At 52.4% G+C, this 17995-nt stretch carries 16 protein-coding genes and 1 pseudogene; 10 read left to right on the plus strand and 7 right to left on the minus strand.

The window, feature by feature from the left end; translation table 11 throughout:
- Window positions 1-5: 5 nt before the first annotated feature.
- Complete coding sequence (locus tag Q5Y71_RS14935; protein ID WP_306042905.1) at window positions 6-1343, minus strand: MATE family efflux transporter; 1338 nt, start codon at window positions 1341-1343, stop codon at window positions 6-8.
- An 813-nt stretch (window positions 1344-2156) separates the two neighbouring features.
- Between Q5Y71_RS14935 and coxB the strand changes: the two genes are divergently transcribed.
- The 4 genes from coxB to Q5Y71_RS14955 are packed head-to-tail and all read left to right on the plus strand — an operon-like array spanning window position 2157 to window position 6350.
- Window positions 2157-3302 carry a cytochrome c oxidase subunit II gene (gene coxB / locus Q5Y71_RS14940; RefSeq protein ID WP_306042906.1) on the plus strand — a complete coding sequence of 382 codons (1146 nt, stop codon included), beginning with the start codon at window positions 2157-2159 and terminating at the stop codon, window positions 3300-3302.
- Between the two features lie 20 nt (window positions 3303-3322).
- On the plus strand, window positions 3323-4873 hold the full coding sequence (gene ctaD, locus Q5Y71_RS14945; RefSeq protein ID WP_306042907.1) for a cytochrome c oxidase subunit I: 1551 nt from the start codon (window positions 3323-3325) through the stop codon (window positions 4871-4873).
- Window positions 4874-4887: 14 nt separating this feature from the next.
- Complete coding sequence (locus Q5Y71_RS14950) at window positions 4888-5454, plus strand: cytochrome c oxidase assembly protein (RefSeq protein ID WP_306042908.1); 567 nt, start codon at window positions 4888-4890, stop codon at window positions 5452-5454.
- Between the two features lie 5 nt (window positions 5455-5459).
- On the plus strand, window positions 5460-6350 hold the full coding sequence (locus Q5Y71_RS14955) for a cytochrome c oxidase subunit 3 (RefSeq protein ID WP_306042909.1): 891 nt from the start codon (window positions 5460-5462) through the stop codon (window positions 6348-6350).
- A 65-nt stretch (window positions 6351-6415) separates the two neighbouring features.
- Here Q5Y71_RS14955 and Q5Y71_RS14960 read toward each other — a convergent pair whose 3' ends face one another.
- Entirely contained in the window at window positions 6416-6640 is a 225-nt protein-coding gene (locus Q5Y71_RS14960; protein ID WP_301415710.1) for a DUF2909 domain-containing protein, read from the minus strand.
- Window positions 6641-6694: 54 nt separating this feature from the next.
- Between Q5Y71_RS14960 and Q5Y71_RS14965 the strand changes: the two genes are divergently transcribed.
- The 5 genes from Q5Y71_RS14965 to Q5Y71_RS14985 are packed head-to-tail and all read left to right on the plus strand — an operon-like array spanning window position 6695 to window position 10739.
- A complete protein-coding gene (locus Q5Y71_RS14965; protein WP_306042911.1) occupies window positions 6695-7417 on the plus strand; it encodes an SURF1 family protein in 723 nt (240 codons plus the stop codon).
- Window positions 7418-8086 carry a hypothetical protein gene (locus Q5Y71_RS14970; RefSeq protein ID WP_306042912.1) on the plus strand — a complete coding sequence of 223 codons (669 nt, stop codon included), beginning with the start codon at window positions 7418-7420 and terminating at the stop codon, window positions 8084-8086. It abuts the gene before it with no gap.
- Window positions 8076-9158 carry a heme A synthase gene (locus tag Q5Y71_RS14975; RefSeq protein WP_306042913.1) on the plus strand — a complete coding sequence of 361 codons (1083 nt, stop codon included), beginning with the start codon at window positions 8076-8078 and terminating at the stop codon, window positions 9156-9158. The genes Q5Y71_RS14970 and Q5Y71_RS14975 overlap by 11 nt, the downstream gene beginning before the upstream one ends.
- Before the next feature lie 11 nt (window positions 9159-9169).
- Complete coding sequence (gene cyoE / locus Q5Y71_RS14980; RefSeq protein WP_306042914.1) at window positions 9170-10063, plus strand: heme o synthase; 894 nt, start codon at window positions 9170-9172, stop codon at window positions 10061-10063.
- 4 nt (window positions 10064-10067) lie between these two features.
- Window positions 10068-10739: an SCO family protein gene (locus tag Q5Y71_RS14985; protein WP_306042915.1), complete on the plus strand. Its 672-nt coding sequence runs from the start codon at window positions 10068-10070 to the stop codon at window positions 10737-10739.
- Window positions 10740-11261: 522 nt separating this feature from the next.
- On the opposite strand, the gene Q5Y71_RS14990 is transcribed toward Q5Y71_RS14985, so the two are convergent.
- From Q5Y71_RS14990 to cadR, 4 genes are all read right to left on the minus strand, one after another.
- Window positions 11262-11837 (minus strand): hypothetical protein, encoded by a 576-nt coding sequence (locus tag Q5Y71_RS14990; RefSeq protein ID WP_306042916.1) that lies wholly within the window; start codon window positions 11835-11837, stop codon window positions 11262-11264.
- A gap of 359 nt (window positions 11838-12196) precedes the next feature.
- The gene (locus Q5Y71_RS14995) at window positions 12197-12466 is read right to left on the minus strand and encodes a hypothetical protein (protein ID WP_306042918.1); all 270 of its coding nucleotides are present in this window, start codon (window positions 12464-12466) and stop codon (window positions 12197-12199) included.
- Between the two features lie 1207 nt (window positions 12467-13673).
- Window positions 13674-14510: a metallophosphoesterase gene (locus tag Q5Y71_RS15000; protein ID WP_306042919.1), complete on the minus strand. Its 837-nt coding sequence runs from the start codon at window positions 14508-14510 to the stop codon at window positions 13674-13676.
- A gap of 134 nt (window positions 14511-14644) precedes the next feature.
- The gene (cadR, locus tag Q5Y71_RS15005) at window positions 14645-15073 is read right to left on the minus strand and encodes a Cd(II)/Pb(II)-responsive transcriptional regulator (protein ID WP_306042920.1); all 429 of its coding nucleotides are present in this window, start codon (window positions 15071-15073) and stop codon (window positions 14645-14647) included.
- A gap of 78 nt (window positions 15074-15151) precedes the next feature.
- On the opposite strand from cadR, the gene Q5Y71_RS15010 reads away from it, so the two are divergent.
- Complete coding sequence (locus Q5Y71_RS15010) at window positions 15152-17329, plus strand: heavy metal translocating P-type ATPase (protein WP_306042922.1); 2178 nt, start codon at window positions 15152-15154, stop codon at window positions 17327-17329.
- 306 nt (window positions 17330-17635) lie between these two features.
- Here the strand turns inward: Q5Y71_RS15010 and Q5Y71_RS15015 are convergent.
- Window positions 17636-17995: pseudogene (locus Q5Y71_RS15015) on the minus strand (hypothetical protein); the annotation flags it as partial.

The raw sequence follows: 17995 nt of genomic DNA on the forward strand, positions 1-17995 counted from the left end.
AAAATTTATTCTATCCAGGAGTCAGTCGCGGTGTAGTATTGATAAAAACCCACAAGACCCAGGGACCTTGCGCTTATCCACAAAAGAAAACTGAACCAAATGCCGTGATTGCCCCAGCTCTGTGTCATCCACCAACTGGGAAAGAAAACCAAAACCGTCGCGATAAACATGGTATCGCGCATTTGCCGGCTTTTGCCCGCTCCGATAAATACCCCGTCGAGCTGATAACTCCATACCGCCAGAAGTGGCAGCGCGCACAGCCACCAGTAGACGCGTTTTGCCTGATCAATAACGGACCCTATATCGGTAAACAGGGTTAAAATCACCGCTTGCCCCAACACCAAAATTGCCGTCAAACCCGCGGCGCTACCCAGCGCCAGGATACCCGCACTGTAAACGGTGCTGTAAAACCCCTTACGCGATTGCCTGGCGACGGAATCGCCGACCAGGGCTTCGGTAGCATGAGCAAAGCCATCCAGAGCGTAGGAAACCATCATCAGCAACTGTAACAAAATGGCGTTAGCCGCGAGTACCGCATCCCCCTGAGCCGCACCCTGGGCTGTAAAGAACGTGAAGGTCAGCAACAGCAGGCAGGTGCGCACAAACAAATCCCCATTGATTTGCAAAAGCTGCCTCCACGGCCTGCGATCAACCCAGGGGAAAAATCCGCGTTTGCGCAGCTGCTTGGCGATAGTGCTCCAAACGGCACCGTCAACCCGGCTGAGCAAGCGCAGGCCAAGCATACAGGCAAAGATATCCGCACACACGGTCGCGGCTGCGGCCCCCCTGGCGTCGAGCCCAAGCCCCAGAATAAAGAGAAAATCCAGGCCGATATTCAACAGATTCGCCGCGAGAAGGATATAGAGCGGCGCACGGCTGTCCTGCCTGCCAATAAAGAAACCCAGAATAGCGAAATTGACCAGTGCTATTGGTGCACTGACCAGACGAATGCGGAGGTATGCGAGGGCGTGGGGCGCCGCCGCCTCACTGGCGTTCATCCAGCCAATAATGGGCTCTAACAGGAAGAAAACAGATCCCTGCAGCAAAATGCCCAAGAGCAGTGCCAGTAATCCAGCGCGCAACAGCCAGTCTGCACCGCCATCCCGGCTGCGTGCCACCAGGCCCGTAGTACCCATACGCAGAAACCCAAAAGCCCACAGCAGCAGGGACATAACACTGGCTCCGATAGCGACACCGGAAAGATATTCCGGTGAAGACAGGTGACCCAGGACCGCTGTATCCACCGCGCCCAGCAGCGGAATGGAGATATTGCTCAAAATCATCGGCCAGGCCAGATTCCACACCCGGCCCAGGGGTTGTACTTCGGGTTGGATATGCTGCATACAGAGAAATCACTCAGGAGCCGGAGGAGACCACCCGTCAGGTGGTACGCGCTTTCGGTGCATCTCCCCCTTACAGACCGGGTAGGGAAAATGCGCTACAGGGCCTGGCTGGCGGTACCGGAACCCTTAATACCACTATGTGGCGAAGCCGAGCTGTATCCGGCAAGCTGCGTTATGGGACGAATCATACCTTTACGACCCCTTTTTGGCGCGCTGAATATCGATTGTTAAACTGTCTATCATGCCTTTTTATTCACTGACCTATCGGAGAACCATCGGTATCCCCTCCCTGCATGTTAAGGGATCATCGTGTGGCTACACGCGGATAATATTTCCTTCAGCCATAATTCGCTTTGCGACAGCTGCCCTTTGTATCACTCCAATACTGGGAAACTCTGCCTCATCGAATCCGGCAATGTCTCCGTCTCTCTTCATCCAACCCAAACTGTCTGGAGAATATTTCATTGCCCGCCCCGATTGACTTTTCGTCGGCAATATGTTCCTTTTGCACCTGCAATAGCTGCAACAAAAAAAGAGACATAGGTTGTTGGTTGTACCTTCCGGGGTGACGGCATCTGAAGTAAAAATCTTTTGATCAAAATAACAAGTTGCACTGAAAGCAGTATCGCGGGGGCTCATCCCCGCTCAGTGTATGTAGTCTTGTGTTACTACAGTATGTCCACAAATTTTGTGTGGAATTAACCCTGTGCCGTGCCCGGTACAAGGGCATTTCAGTTACTCCGTAAAGGCCAGCGGCCGGAAATAACAATTACGGGTTTCATGGAAACCCGCAAACACGGAGATCTGTAGGCGATGTTGAGAGGCTTTCACCGACTATTCGCCTTGCTGGCTGCTTCCCTGTCCGCCCGCTCTGTACTGGCGGAAGAGGAGACTGTTGAGCGCTGGGGGGTCAACATGCCCCGCGGGGTAACGGAAGTTGCCCAATCCACCTATGAGCTGCACATGTTGATTTTTTGGATTTGTGTGGCCATTGGTGTCCTGGTATTCGCCATCATGTTTTACAGCATGTGGCGCCACCGAAAGAGCAAGGGCTACCAGGCCGCACAGTTCCATGAGAGCACTGCGGTAGAACTGGTATGGACGATCATCCCCACCGTCATCCTGATTCTGATGGCGATCCCGGCAACCCAGACACTGTACGACATCTACGATACGGAAGAGGCGGATCTCCAAATCAGGATCACCGGGTACCAGTGGAAATGGCGCTATGACTACCTGGGCTCCGAGGTCTCCTTTTTCTCCAACCTTTCCACGCCCAAGGCACAGATCGACAATCAGCAGCCCAAAGGCGCCAACTACCTGCTCGAGGTCGACGAGCCACTGGTAGTGCCGATCAAGAAAAAAATCCGTTTTCTGGTGACCGCCAACGATGTGATTCACGCCTGGTGGGTACCGGATCTGGCTGTCAAACGGGATGCGATACCGGGCTTTATCACCGAGTCCTGGACTCGCATTGAAGAGCCGGGAATTTACCGCGGCCAATGCGCGGAGCTGTGTGGCAAGGACCACGGGTTCATGCCAATTGTCGTCAAGGCGGTTCCGCAAGAGGAGTATACAGCCTGGCTCGACAGCCGCGCAGCCACTGCAGCAAAAGCCCGTGAACTTACCGAAAAAACCTTTACGTTTGATGAGTTATTCACTCGGGGGGAAACGGTTTACAACCGCGCCTGTGCTGCGTGTCACCAGCCCAATGGTCAGGGCGTTCCCGGCGTCTTCCCGGCAATTGCCGGGTCCAAAATCTCCATTGGCCCCCTGGATGCGCACTTGGATATTGTGGTCAACGGCTCCAAGACAAACCCGGCCATGCAGGCTTTTGGGGACCAGTTGTCCGAAGTGGATCTCGCCGCGGTAATCACCTACGAGCGCAATGCCTTCGGTAACGATATGGGCGACACCATCCAGCCCATTGATGTCCTCAACTTCAAAAACAAGCAGTAAGCGCCCGGAGGAAATTCGGAATGGCACACGGTCCTCAATCTGGATTTAAGCGGTGGATTTATACCACCAACCACAAGGACATCGGCACCATGTACCTGTGGTTCAGTTTTGCGATGTTTTTCCTGGGCGGCTGTATGGCGCTGGTTATTCGCGCAGAGTTATTCGAGCCCGGTTTGCAGATTGTGCAACCGGAGTTCTTTAATCAAATGACAACCATGCACGGTTTGATCATGGTTTTCGGCGCTGTCATGCCCGCTTTTGTGGGGCTAGCCAACTGGATGATTCCAATGATGATCGGCGCTCCGGATATGGCGTTGCCGCGCATGAATAACTGGAGTTTCTGGATACTGCCCTTTGCCTTTGCCATGCTCGTTTCCACCCTCTTTATGGAGGGGGGGGCGCCCAATTTCGGTTGGACTTTTTATGCGCCCCTGTCTACGGAGTATGCCCCCCCCAGCGTGACTTTCTTTATTTTCACCATCCATATTCTCGGCGCTTCCTCAATTATGGGCGCGATCAATATTATCGCCACCATCCTGAATATGCGCGCCCCCGGCATGACCCTGATGAAGATGCCGCTGTTTGTGTGGACATGGCTGATCACCGCTTATCTGTTGATTGCCGTCATGCCTGTACTGGCCGGTGTGGTGACCATGATGCTGATGGATATCCACTTCGGCACCAGTTTCTTTAATGCAGCCGGTGGCGGCGATCCGGTGCTTTTCCAGCACGTGTTCTGGTTCTTTGGGCACCCCGAGGTTTACATTATGATTTTGCCGGCTTTCGGCATTATCTCGGCCATTATTCCCACGTTTGCCCACAAGCCCCTGTTTGGCTACAGCTCCATGGTGTACGCAACCTCCGCCATCGCTTTTTTGAGCTTTATTGTATGGGCGCACCATATGTTCACTGTAGGGATGCCCATTGCCGGTGAACTCTTTTTCATGTACGCAACCATGCTGATCGCCGTCCCCACCGGTGTAAAGATCTTTAACTGGGTCTCCACCATGTTCCGCGGCTCCATGACCTTTGAGACCCCGATGCTCTTTGCCGTGGCCTTTATCATCCTGTTTGCCATTGGCGGCTTCTCCGGTCTGATGCTGGCGATAGCCCCGGCGGATTTTCAATACCATGATACTTACTTTGTGGTAGCGCACTTCCACTACGTACTTGTTCCGGGAGCGATTTTCTCCATTACCGCAGGGGTCTATTACTGGCTACCGAAATGGACCGGGCATATGTACAACGAAACCATGGGCAAAGTGCATTTCTGGCTGGCATTTATCGGCCTCAACCTGACCTTTTTCCCCATGCATTTTGTCGGTCTCGCCGGGATGCCCCGGCGCATACCCGACTATGCCCTTCAGTTTGCCGATTTTAACCAGATTGCCAGTGTGGGCGCTTTTCTGTTCGGCGCTGCACAGGTAGTATTCTTGTTTAATGTGGTGCGCACGGTCATGGGTGGGAAAAAAGCTTCAGAAACAGTTTGGGACAATGCCCAGGGGCTCGAATGGACGGTGCCCTCTCCCGCGCCGTACCATACTTTCAGCACGCCTCCGTCTGTACGATAACCACCCGGTAACCAATGAAGCTTAGCGAAAACACAAAAATATCAGCGAAACTGCTGGCGCTTGCCGCCAGTATGCTGGTATTTGCTATTTTTATTATGCCGCCTCTCTACGATGCCTTCTGTGAGATCACCGGCCTGAATGGGAAGACCAGCGGGCGCTATGAGGCCGTTTCTGCAGCCGTTGATACCAGCAGACTCATTACGGTGCAGTTTTTGGCGAGCAATAATAAAAATATGCCCTGGAAATTTACCCCGAGCGTACTGTCGGTAAAGGTTCATCCCGGAGAGATCATGGATACCGCATTCCTGGCCTTTAACCCAACAGACAGGGATATGATCGGCCAGGCAATCCCAAGTCTGGTGCCGTTTAAAGCTGCGGAATATTTCCACAAAACAGAGTGTTTTTGCTTCAATCAACAGGCACTCAAGGCGGGTGCGCGGGAGGAATTGCCCCTGCGCTTTGTTGTCGATCCGGATCTCCCCCCCAGTGTCAATACCATCACGCTCTCCTATACGCTGTTTGACGTTACAGAGAGGGTCTCAAATAACCCCAGTAGAACCAGCTCCGCGCGCGAGGGATAAAAACTATGGCTAGTGAAAGCACTTACTATGTGCCAGAGCAGTCCAAACTGCCAATATTTGCCACTATCGGCTTGTTTTTGGTTGCCTTTGGCGCTGCGAATTGGATCAACGGTGGAAGCTCCTATATTTTATTTACCGGCGCCCTGGCGATGGCTGGGGTTTTGTGGTTTTGGTTTGCTTCGGTCATCAGGGAAAACATGGCCGGTTTGAACAGCGAGCAATTGAAGCGGTCTTACGTGTGGGGCATGGGCTGGTTTATTTTCTCTGAAGTGATGTTCTTTGCCGCCTTTTTCGGGGCCCTGTACTACATAAGAAACTTCTCTCTGCCCTGGCTTGGGGGGGAGGGGGCGCTGGGCTCCTCCAATATGCTGTGGGAAAACTTTGAGAGCACCTGGCCTTTGTATGTGACCCCGGACGCCGCTGCCCATGGGGATAGCGCAAAATTTCTGGGGCCAAAGGAGGTCATCGATCCCTGGCATTTGCCGTTGTGGAACACCCTGATTCTGCTTTCCTCCAGCTTTACTGTGCATATTGCCCATGTATTCCTGAAAAAAGGCCAGCGCAGCAAATTCAATATCTGGCTGGGGCTTACCGTGATACTGGGAGTGAGCTTTCTCTATTTACAGGCAAAGGAATACTATGAAGCCTATCAGCACCTGGGGCTGACACTGGAATCAGGCGTCTATGGGACCACGTTCTTTATGCTCACGGGCTTTCACGGTGCACATGTCACACTGGGCACCCTCCTGCTGCTGATTATGCTGTTGCGTTCGGTTATTGCCCATCACTTTAAACCGGATGATCATTTTGGTTTTGAGGCGGCCAGTTGGTACTGGCACTTTGTGGATGTTGTCTGGGTCGGCCTGTTTATTTTTGTCTATGTGCTCGGTGCCTGACAGTGGATTTCAGCAAAATAGGCTTCCGGGGTAAATTGCACTACCTGCGTAGCAGACGCGGCTGATTAGTATTTTTGTGCCCAGGGAGCTGTATTTGACAAAATGCCAGTTGCAAATCCATACCAGATCGCCAGTAACAAGAGGGCGGCCAGAGTGATTCTGATACCCAGGGCATAGAGGGTACGCTTTGACTGGGGGGCTCCCATGTCTTTCAAAAGAAAAAACAAGGCGCTGGACAGGCTGGCCAGCACCGCTAAAAACAGGGCCACAATTAGGATTTTCAGCCACATGTTACTTTTTTCCACCACCGGTTGTAGTTGTGCATGACAGTGGATATGCCATCAATGCCAGCGAAAAATATCAGTGTACCACTGATTCGAAACTGGCCTATAACCCTACTCTCCGCCGGGCTGTTTCCTGTCCTGATGGCACTGGGTTTTTGGCAGCTGCAAAGAGCCGGGGAGAAGGTGGCGTTAAGTGCTGAACTCAACGCCAGACTCTCCGCACAACCGGTAACACCGGCCACAATGTGTGGGTTTGAACGCTATACCCCGGTCAGGTTAACGGGCTTTTTTGCTGAAGACCATTATCTTCTCGACAATCGCACCCGCGCCGGTCGCAGTGGTTATGAGGTCCTGCAGGTTTTTATTACCCCCCAGGCACACTGGTTGATCAATCGCGGCTGGGTTCCCGCACCAAACCGACGGGAACGTCTTCCTCAAGTCGCAACGCCACAAGGCATGAGAACCATCAATGGCTTTCTATACCCTGTAATCGAATCAACACCAACAAAGCATTTGCCAGAAGGATTTCCAGAGCGCAGAATTCAAAGCCTGGATACACAATTTACCCGCGCGTTGAAGACCGCTGATGAGAAGTGGTCCGTGCGGCTCAGTGCCGATTCAGATGCCGCTCTGATAACAGACTGGCACTGGATAAACAGCGGTCCCGAGCGTCACAGAGCCTACGCCCTCCAATGGTTTACCATGGCAGCGGTACTTGCTGTTCTGTGGCTATTTGCCGCTACGCGTTTTACTGCAGCTTTCAACGATAAGAATCAAGAATAAATGGCAGTACATCGAGAGATTTTCACCATGGAAAATAATGACCGGGTACCTCTTTCCGGGCACAGCTCCCAGGGTAGAAACTTCGCAAGACGGATGAAACTGCAGGGTATCTCCATTGTCGCTTCCGTCGCACTGCCCATCGTTGCCGCCTATATCGTTTTTTATACGGGCACGGGCCTGCCGGAAGGCACCCTAAATCAGGGCGAACTGCTGCAACCACCTGTCAACCTCTCCCGGATGCCGTTTATTCAGGGCGAAGAGGAAGTTTCACTGATCGAAAAAGACGCCCCTAAATGGCGCTATTTAATACTGAGTAATATGACGTGCGACAAGGAATGCGAGCAACTGTTGTACACCAGCCGACAAGTGCATATCCGCCTGGGCGAGAAAGCCAACCGTGTAGAGCGACTGCTGGTCACCGGTGAACCCCTGACTGCCGATGAAACAGAGAAACTCCGCCAGGAGCATCCCCGCTTGAAGGTACTGCAGTTGAATCGGGAGAGCCTGCGGACCTTACAGGAGCAGACCGCCCACCAAAATATTGCCAATACCCGGGCGGTACTCATTGATCAGCAGGGTTTCGCCATGATGGCATATGACAATCACCATAGTGGAAACCAATGGTTGAAAGACATTAAACGCTTGTTGAAGTACTCCTATGAGCAGTAGCGCAGTAGAAATACAACCAATTGCCGAACAGAAGCCGCAAACAGGATGGCAACTGAGACTGGCTCTGGCCGCTTGTGCCCTCGCCGTTGTGGTGGTTGTTCTGGGCGCCTTTACCCGGCTGGTCGGCGCGGGATTGGGGTGCCCTGACTGGCCCGGCTGCTATGGCCATATTACCTGGCCGGATGAGCGCCATGAGATTCAGAAAGCCAACAGTGCTTTTCCCGATGCGCCAGTGGATGTCAGCAAAACCTGGCCGGAGATGGTGCATCGCTATTTTGCCGGCGCCCTGTTATTGCTGGTAGCTGTCCTGACCTATCTGGCCTGGCGCCGCCGCGGCCAGCGGACGTTTAAGCAAACACTATTTCTGATGGCCCTGATCCTGCTGCAGGCAGCTTTTGGAATGTGGACAGTCACGTTAAAGCTGTGGCCACAAGTGGTGACTGCCCACCTGCTCGGGGGTATGGCCACACTGTCGATGCTGTGGCTGATTGTCGAGCGTATGCGCGAGCGGCGCCGGTATGTTCCCCTGCATGCGTTCCTCGCCCTGCAGAAATTACGGCCCCTGGCACTGTTGGCCGCCGTCGCGGTTGTCTTCCAGATCGCCCTGGGAGGCTGGACCAGTGCTAACTACGCGGCACTGGCCTGTGTGGATTTTCCCACCTGCCAGGGACAGTGGTGGCCTCAGGCGGATTTCCGCGAGGGCTTCAATATCGCCCAGCAGATTGGACCAAATTACCTGGGTGGCGCCCTGGAAAGCGATGCGCGCACAGCAATCCATTTCACTCACCGCCTGGGCGCTTTGCTGGTCACACTGCTGGTGCTGTGCCTGGCGGTACTGACCTGGCGTGCGGCAGCGCGGGCATGGGCCCTGGTCCTGGTCGGGGCGGTGCTCTTACAGGTGGGCCTGGGTATTGCCAATGTGGTGATGTTCCTGCCCCTGCCAGTTGCCGTGGCACACAATGCCGGAGCAGCGTTGTTGCTGCTGGTTATCTTAACCTTCTGCTACCACATACAGGTTACCCGACCGGTGAATTCAATTCAGGTAAATAGTGCCTTGACACAAACACAATAACAGGCGGAATTATGGCCATTCACTCTGCGACAATACAGCGCTCCGGCTGGCGGGATTACTTTGAGCTCACCAAGCCCCGGGTGGTGATGTTAATGATTCTCACCGCACTGATCGGCATGTTACTGGCTGTTCCGGGCCCGGTTCCCCTGCAGGTACTGCTACTGGGAAACCTGGGTATTGCGCTCTGTGCCGGCAGTGCTGCCGCAGTGAATCACCTGGTTGACCGGCATATTGACAGTAAAATGGCGCGCACCAGCAACCGGCCAATAGCAAAAGGCAGAGTGGAACCACGCAGGGCGCTCCTTTTTGCCCTGTTGCTGGGGCTGCTCGGACAGTCAATACTGCTCTTTTTTATCAACGCACTCACTGCCTGGCTGACCCTGGTATCCCTTCTGGGGTATGCGGTGATTTACACAATGTTTCTCAAGCGCGCCACACCGCAAAATATTGTGATTGGGGGCCTGGCCGGTGCAGCACCACCACTACTCGGCTGGACAGCTGTGACAGGGGAAATCCACGGGCATGCCCTGTTGCTCGTTCTGATTATCTTTGCCTGGACCCCGCCACATTTCTGGGCGCTGGCTGTGCATCGTAAGGAGGATTACGCCCGTGCCGATGTACCCATGCTGCCGGTCACCCACGGCGTCGCTTACACCAACCTGCATATCCTGCTGTATACCTTTATTCTGTTCGCTGTGAGTTTACTGCCGTTTGCCACGGCCATGCTTGGCTGGCTCTACCTGCTCGGGGCGGTTGTTCTGGGCCTGGGCTTTTTCTACTGGAGCATTGCCATGCTGCGGGGCCGTGATCCCAACGCCGGTATGGAAACCTTCAAATATTCCATTATTTATTTAATGGCGCTCTTTTGCATTATGTTACTGGATCACTACCTGATAGCGGTATAAGCCAATGAACAACAGCATCGGGGAAGCTACTGCTCGGCAAGAACGCGGTATCTGGATCACGGTTGCTATTCTGGTGCTGTTTATAGTAGCGGTTCTGGCGGGCTTTTTGCACAAACTGAATCAACCGCGGGTGATCAGCGATTCAGAGCTGCGTTTAAATGGTACGGTAAAGTTACAGCGGGCACGCATTATTGATAACTTCCGCCTGATTTCAGACACCGGTGAAACATGGCATACCGAAAGCCTCACCGGGCGTTGGACACTGGTGTTCTTTGGTTTTACCCATTGTCCCGATATCTGCCCCACGACCCTGTCTACCCTGAACCGATTTTACCAAATGCTCGACGAAACTGCCCGTGCGGACACGGATATTCTGCTTGTCACTGTTGATCCCAGCCGGGACAAGCCAGAGGTGTTGCACCAATATGTCAACTACTTTAACAAGGACTTTCGTGGTGTTACTGGGGATTTTATCGAGATCAAGCGTTTTGCCAGTCAACTCAATGTCCCCTTTAATAAAGTAGTACTGGAAGACAACAACTACACCGTGGATCATGGCTCCCAGGTGGTGCTTATCAACCCCCTGGGGCACTACCATGCCTTCTTTAAGGCCCCGCTTGATCCATCCAAAATGAAGCTGACCTATGGCTCCATCCGGGCAACGTTTAATGGATAACAGTTGTCCGGCCTGATGGGCCACCTGTAATTGGGAGACAGACATCCATGCTTTTTCCGGGCAGGTATTGGCCTCTATGGAAAGATCACAGTTCAGCTGGCAGAGGCGCTTTCGCTGATCAATCCCCAGTTATTTGAACGAGCATATCTCTCACCGCCTTTCTTGGTGACAATAGTGTACCGGAAAATTGTTCCCTGGGGAGTGATGTAACGTCTGGGAGAGGCTGAGCAGAAAACTATGGCCAGCCTACAACGCCAGGGTGCTCCGGTTATTCGTTATTGGGGAATGCCCCACCGCCTCACTCTTTGCTGAGCCTTCGCACCTGCAATTCCATGGTAGCTTTTCTCACTGCCATGCTTCACATGTCATTTTTCTGTCTACCTATAGTCAATAGCCAGCTGCGTGGCTTCCCGCTTGAATATTGAATTAAAGTTGCTTTTTATGGTGGTATTTTTTTCATCTGACCTTCCTTTTGGATGGTAGCATCTAAAGCACGGACGCAGATTTTTGCATTCGGCACCTTTACTTGTTTAGATTGAAAGCATCTAATACTTCCAAGTTGCCAAATCCTGGGTAATGGGTAAGTATTTTTTCTTTGACTGCGTTTAATTCTTGTCCACTAATTCGTAAAGTCTCATCATGATTTGTACTTGCTGAAGCAGCTGCCCCAATCACTATGAAAGAAGTAATTTCGTTAGTTGATTGTCCATCGTAATCGCCGATGTAGTATATGTATCCAGGTTTAACTTCAAACTCTGATTCGATTTCTTTGGTATTTATTTCTTTCTTACTGATATAGCCACCTGATGCAGCCAGCCTTGTTAGCGAGTTGATTTTATATATACCTGGTTTTACACCCACCAAATCAATTGGACGGTAATTTTTAGGTAGATGGAGTTCTATAAGGGTAAGTTTCGAGTTGGATTTTTCCTTTAATTCCAAAGCTAGCCTTGCATAGCTTTCACGAGCACTATGTATAAAACTACCCGCAATATATCCATTCTCATCAAGGGGTATAGAATCGTTATTTTCACGAAGTTGAGGGGTTGTGCAGCCAGTACAAAAAAGCATAACTAAGATGATAATATATTTTTGCACTCTTCCATTCCTAATCTTAACGTTGCCCACATGAAGCGCGCTCTTTGCGCACCCCCGGCCTGGTTATAGCTGCGGCGATGGCTTTACCCAAGTACCGGACCTGCCTGAGCGAACCGCAAAAGCCACATTCCATAAGGTATGGCAGCAAGAATAACACACTTGTAACCAGCGCCTTTTTTCTAAATGCCGGGCCGCCCGCTAGTGATAGCCTGCTAACGAGCAGAAGAAAACTGGAAGCAAGTCAGCGGACGGGCAGCGACCGCCAACGCGCTTACCTCCCCATAGTGACCGTACGAGAAGGTAAGCGTTTGCGGTGCTGTTTGGGGCCGCACAGGCTTTCGAGGCGTTCACACTGCCGCTCAGCGCTCCGTCTCCTTATCGGGCCGCCACTTGAATGGCCTGATAACGGCTGGGGACCGATCGGTTGGGCCCTCCTCCAGTGCACAGGCTTCGTCCAGCGCGCAGGCCTCATCAAACCATTGCAGGAGGCGTACCGCGCGCATTACCCGGTTGCCCCTGCCGGGCGCAATATGCAGGTCTACGGCGTTCTCTTTGATGGCGACCAGCGTGAAGGTAAAATAATCCCCCAGCTCCACTGGCTGAAATAATCGACAGGGTAATATAGGCATCTTAAATAGGCTCCTTATGTCGCCTGTGACAGAAACGCCGGGCAAAAGCCCATAGCGCCGTTTCTCTCGCCGCAGGCGTGATCCTTGTGGGAAAAAAGTAAAGGGAAATATACACGGTGCACAGCCGGGGCGGTGCGCGACTGAAATAAAAGACCACACCAATCATCACGCAACACCACAGCACACTCCGCCGCCGGGGGCAGGAGTGACCCGGAAAACACGCCTTCAGGGAGACCTTTATTGAAGACGAACGAGTGTATGGCGTATCATTCAAGACAGCCTCGCTAGATAGTTTGCTTATCTATTGGGGTTAGCCATCTCTCGGTGTCGCTAGCACTGGGAGGTGGCGTTTTTCTCTCATTTACGCGGTCATGATGCGGTCCTTCTTTGTTTTTTGAAGTTTGTTGTGGTGATGGATTACCTGCGAGCGCCCCGTTACAGGGCGCCTCGTGGCTAGAATGATATACGTCGCGCTATTTTTATTGATATTTTCGCTTGCGCCGGTTTACCAATTGAGTGCTAGGGCAGCAGGCCTACCCTAATTCGTTTTTGCAAGGAATACAATCAAACTGTTGCTTTAGGTGACACCAAGTTTTTTTCTCCCCCGCCCTGGCAAGGTGGTTTGCAGTGCACCGGGCATCAGCTATCCGCTCCGTGGGAATCCTGGCCTTGTTTGTTCAGGGATATCTGGGTGAAATTTCACACTCCGAACGACATGTGTGGGTTAACCGTTGTATGCGGACCCGCACGTGCGCTGCTGTGGGAAGGCGGGTTCTTAACAGATGGTTGCCTTGAGACAAACTGAATCACCCTGAGCCTCTCGGAGGCAAACTTTCTTGAGGAAATCAGCCAATGAGCAGACGATGCGGATATGTGCGCGGTAAAAGCCAGTACCCACCCTCAAAAATGCCTCCAGCTGAACACTAAAAGAGTGGCTACCAATAGCAGAAACAGAAACCTGGATGTTTAGTCCTGGCCCCAAGTCACGGGGGGCAGGAATGCCAGATTGAATGCTCTCACTGGTGTGATAAGCCCCAGCCGGCTTAATTTAGAAATGGCCGGCCCTTCAAGGAAGGGTGCCGTTGCATCGCAGGTTGCCTCCAGAGCAAAGTTGGAGAAACTTGGAAGCTATACAATACCCGCAGGATCGCAATCGCTGAACAGAACAACCAAATCCATCTGGCTTTAGGCGGTAATTGTTCGGTGCTTAACCATTAGATATCGACAAAAGGGTCACTTCCGGCGGAACAAGGAATCGCACGGGTAAAATACTCGTTCCTACTCCTGGGCTTACATACATATTTTTACCCTCTTCGATGACGTGACCAATCGCATATCGTTGTCCATAACGAGAGGGAACTACCGGGCGTCCAATAAATGGCAGATAAACCTGTCCTCCGTGGGTGTGCCCGGCAATGGTCAGCGTGATCTGTTTTGGTAATTCTGGAAAGATATCGGGATTGTGCGTGAAAGCCAGAATGGTCTCAGCGGTATCAATGCCATCCATCGCTTTCGTGATATCGTGCGCTCCCTCCCAATAATCACTGATACCCACCAAGCGTAATTCACACGCACCATTACTTAGCTTTGCTGACCGGTCTTCAAGCACAGTAATCCCTCGATCAGCGAATGCCTTCTCCACCCGCTTCGCATCAAGCCACCAGTCGTGATTTCCCAGCACTGCGAAAACGCCCATGGGGGCTTTCAATTCCCCCAATACCCTGGCGGCCTCTTCGGGAGCAACAAAAGAGCCACCTGCAACCCCCTGTATAACAAAATCCCCTGGTAACAAAATCAAATCCGGCAGACGCGCATTTACCTTATCAACTATCCACCGAAGGCTATCAATCCCCTTATACGGAGAACCCACATGCAAATCAGCAAGGATGGCCACCTTCTTGTTGTTACAAGCGCTTGGCCAGGAATCGATCGATATCGCCTGCTCTCTAATCCTGAAACTATTTGGCTCGGCAAAGAAAGCCCAGATAGCGAGGGTCAGGCCGATAACAAAGAATATTGTGGAGGTGATACGCAGCTTGCCCAAGAAAAATACTCGCTCAACTACCCAGATCTGGAACACTTCTGGCTACAGTAAGGTATCCCACGCTTGAGGCAATTTTGATAGAAGAGGTCTCTGTTGTGAACCTCAATAGCAGAGATTACCGTATATGCAGTCCTTCAAACTTTGGAATCTGCCCCACCATGGCATTTGCAGTCGCTAAGCCTCCTAATGATCTCACAGGTACCAGTTGCTTCCGGGCCGATACATTGACCTCGCAGTTCCTGCAGACTTTGTCGAAGTTGTACCAGCAGATCCATCTGCTCCTCAACCCGGCGGATATGTTCATCAACCAGCTTATTGATTTCCGCGCAGTTCTCGGTTGGTCGCGTCTTGAGTTCGAGCAGGTTTCGAATATCTTCCAGCGGTATATTCAATGAACGGCAGTGGCGAATAAAGCGTAATTGCTCCAGATGAGCCTCGGAATAAAGCCGGAAATTCCCCTCGGTTCGCGCGGGTTCAGGCAGCAAACCCACCTGTTCGTAATAACGCACAGTTTCCACTTTACAGCCGACCCGCCGGGCGGCTTCGCCAATCCTGTAGGACATGCAGGTATCCCCTTGACTCTATAGTTACTAGAGGGATTGTAATACTGGCTCACCCTATGAGCTATCCAAGAGTGGACCATGGAAAAGCGCGATACAGGTTGTGGTTGTGAAAAGCCCAAAGAACCACTTCAACAGCCGAGTAATAATACCGTCAATCCAGACGGAGAGACCTCCCTGTTCTCCATTGGCAAGATGGACTGCCCAACTGAAGAAAGCCTGATACGCGCCAAGCTATCCAACATTCATGGGATCTACAGGCTCGACTTCAACCTGGTACAGCGAATCCTGACTGTCGGCCACAAACCCGGCATGGAGCAGTCGATCCTGGATGTACTTGCGCCACTCGACCTGGATACCAGGCTGGCCACCCGGGTGGATACCGAGGGCGCTCCTCCAGCAGCCAAAGCCAATTGGTGGTTACTTGGCGCTGCAACCATAGCCGCTCTGGCATCAGAACTGGTGTATTGGCTGCAAGGTGGCAATACCTGGCTGGTATTTGTTCTGGCTTTGGCTGCCATCTCAGGCGGTGGCCTCTTCACCTACAAAAAGGGATGGATAGCGCTTAAGAACCTCAATCTGAACATGAATGCCCTGATGTCGATTGCGGTTACTGGCGCCATATTGATTGGCCACTGGCCGGAAGCCGCCATGGTAATGGTGCTATTTACCCTAGCGGAGCTGATTGAAGCCAAGTCATTGGACCGTGCCAGAAATGCCATCCGGGAACTACTGAATTTAACCCCTGAAACAGCCACTATGCGCCAGGAAGATGGGCATTGGCATGAAACCGACGCGAAGCAAGTCCCTTTGGGAGCCATTGTCAGAGTCAGGCCTGGCGAACGTATCGCCCTTGATGGGGAGGTGATAAAAGGCAACTCTGCCGTTAATCAGGCCCCTATTACTGGAGAGAGCCTGCCCGTAGACAAGACAGCTGGCGATGAACTTTTTGCCGGCACTATCAATGAGTCTGGCGCGCTTGAATACAAAGTAACCGCAGCTGCCAATGATGCCGTACTGGCCCGAATAATTCATGCGGTAGAGGAGGCCCAGGGAAGTCGCGCACCGACACAGCGGCTTGTAGACCAGTTTGCCCACTGGTATACACCCCTGGTATTTGCCGTAGCATTGGCTACTGCACTACTTCCCCCGCTCTTTTTTGGCGGCGCTTGGATGGAGTGGATATACAGGGCACTGGTATTACTGGTTATCGCCTGCCCCTGCGCCCTGGTAATCGCAACCCCCGTTACGATTGTCAGCGGCCTTGCAGCCGCAACCCGTCACGGCACCCTGATCAAGGGCGGCGCTTATCTCGAGCAAGGACGTCGCCTGCGCTGGATTGCACTGGACAAGACCGGCACCATTACCCACGGCAAACCCGAAGTGACCGACTTCGAGCCCTGCTCCGGAACACTGGTCGATAAAGTCAAGGTAATGACTGCCAGCCTGGCCTCCCGTTCCGATCACCCGGTTTCTAAAGCCATTGCAGAATATCTCAACGTGAAAAAATCGAATCTGGAGGAAGTCGAGACTTTCGAAGCCCTGGCCGGCCGTGGGCTCCGCGGTGAAATCGCCGGTAAAGGATACTATCTGGGCAATCATCGTTTGGTAGAGGAACTGAAGGTCTGCAGTCCAGAGCTGGAGCTTCTATTGGGTAATCTGGAATCCCAGGGAAAAACGGTCGTAATGCTGGTGGGAGAATCCGGCGTGATAGCCTTATTCGCGGTAGCCGACACCGTCAAAGAATCCAGCCGCCAAGCTATCGAGGAACTCCACGGGCTGGGTGTAAAAACCTTGATGCTAACCGGTGACAACCAACATACCGCCGATGTTATCGCCCGCGAGGTGGGTATTGATCGTGCCGAAGGCAACCTCCTGCCTGAAGATAAGCTACAACAAGTGGAGTCCCTTGCCGGTCATGGAAGAGTTGGCATGGTCGGGGATGGCATTAATGATGCTCCGGCACTAGCGCGCGCCGATATCGGCTTTGCCATGGGAGCTGCAGGTACAGACACCGCCATAGAAACTGCCGATGTTGCCCTGATGGATGACAACCTCGGCAAAATTGCCGGGTTTATCCGCCTATCACGCACCACAGCCCATATACTTTGGCAAAATATCATTCTTGCCCTCGGCATCAAAGCGATATTCCTTGTACTCGCCTTTGCCGGAGAGGCCTCTATGTGGATGGCGGTGTTTGCGGATATGGGTACCAGTCTGCTGGTGGTATTCAACGGATTACGATTGATGCGCAAGTGACCTGCTGCGGGACTTCGTATACAACTTCAGCTCTGTAAATTGCTTTAAACTGCATTCATCCTGTAGGCTCAAGGATGGATGCAGTTTACCCTTCGGCCATTAAGTCACTACTCAGGCTTGTGCCCTCCTGTGGCTACTCCTGTGAAACGACAACAGCCCTAGCACGGAAGCGTCAAAAATGCCGAACCAACCATATTAGCTATGCTGTTTATGACCTCAGTGGTCACTCGTGCTTTATTAAGCCCGATATCAACCAGAATGCCAAATATGACCGCAATATACGCCAAGTAACCAAAGCCCATATAGTCATTGTATAGAATCGTATAGAACCAATCTTGACCGTATATATAGATGGCCGACGAAAAGATTGTAGCCAAAACCAAGAGCATCCCTGGCAAGCGAGCGACGTACACCGCCAGATTTTCGCCAGTTGAGGCGAGCTTTCTTGAATTGCTTTCTGCGGGTGACGTACTCAGAGGCTACACACTGGAGCGTCTGGCTATGCAAGCCAAGCTCTTTACCGGCGCCCTTGGTGTAGGGGTGGAGGTCATAGGCAGACAAAAACTTCCCCCGCTCTTTGATCGAGCGAGAGCTGATTTCGTTGATGTAGTTCCAGACAAAATTCACAGAGCGGGCCATCTGATTGAGCTGCTTTGCATGTTTGTC

The sequence above is a fragment of the Microbulbifer sp. 2205BS26-8 genome (assembly GCF_030731025.1).
GTDB lineage: Bacteria > Pseudomonadota > Gammaproteobacteria > Pseudomonadales > Cellvibrionaceae > Microbulbifer > Microbulbifer spongiae.

Excerpts from the sequence above, each read along its gene's own strand:
- Q5Y71_RS14935 (WP_306042905.1), bottom strand. The coding sequence starts at position 1,343 with ATGCAGCATATCCAACCCGAAGTACAACCCCTGGGCCGGGTGTGGAAT.
- coxB (WP_306042906.1), top strand. The coding sequence starts at position 2,157 with ATGTTGAGAGGCTTTCACCGACTATTCGCCTTGCTGGCTGCTTCCCTG.
- ctaD (WP_306042907.1), top strand. The coding sequence starts at position 3,323 with ATGGCACACGGTCCTCAATCTGGATTTAAGCGGTGGATTTATACCACC.
- Q5Y71_RS14950 (WP_306042908.1), top strand. The coding sequence starts at position 4,888 with ATGAAGCTTAGCGAAAACACAAAAATATCAGCGAAACTGCTGGCGCTT.
- Q5Y71_RS14955 (WP_306042909.1), top strand. The coding sequence starts at position 5,460 with ATGGCTAGTGAAAGCACTTACTATGTGCCAGAGCAGTCCAAACTGCCA.
- Q5Y71_RS14960 (WP_301415710.1), bottom strand. The coding sequence starts at position 6,640 with ATGTGGCTGAAAATCCTAATTGTGGCCCTGTTTTTAGCGGTGCTGGCC.
- Q5Y71_RS14965 (WP_306042911.1), top strand. The coding sequence starts at position 6,695 with ATGCCAGCGAAAAATATCAGTGTACCACTGATTCGAAACTGGCCTATA.
- Q5Y71_RS14970 (WP_306042912.1), top strand. The coding sequence starts at position 7,418 with ATGGCAGTACATCGAGAGATTTTCACCATGGAAAATAATGACCGGGTA.
- Q5Y71_RS14975 (WP_306042913.1), top strand. The coding sequence starts at position 8,076 with ATGAGCAGTAGCGCAGTAGAAATACAACCAATTGCCGAACAGAAGCCG.
- cyoE (WP_306042914.1), top strand. The coding sequence starts at position 9,170 with ATGGCCATTCACTCTGCGACAATACAGCGCTCCGGCTGGCGGGATTAC.
- Q5Y71_RS14985 (WP_306042915.1), top strand. The coding sequence starts at position 10,068 with ATGAACAACAGCATCGGGGAAGCTACTGCTCGGCAAGAACGCGGTATC.
- Q5Y71_RS14995 (WP_306042918.1), bottom strand. The coding sequence starts at position 12,466 with ATGCCTATATTACCCTGTCGATTATTTCAGCCAGTGGAGCTGGGGGAT.
- cadR (WP_306042920.1), bottom strand. The coding sequence starts at position 15,073 with ATGTCCTACAGGATTGGCGAAGCCGCCCGGCGGGTCGGCTGTAAAGTG.
- Q5Y71_RS15010 (WP_306042922.1), top strand. The coding sequence starts at position 15,152 with ATGGAAAAGCGCGATACAGGTTGTGGTTGTGAAAAGCCCAAAGAACCA.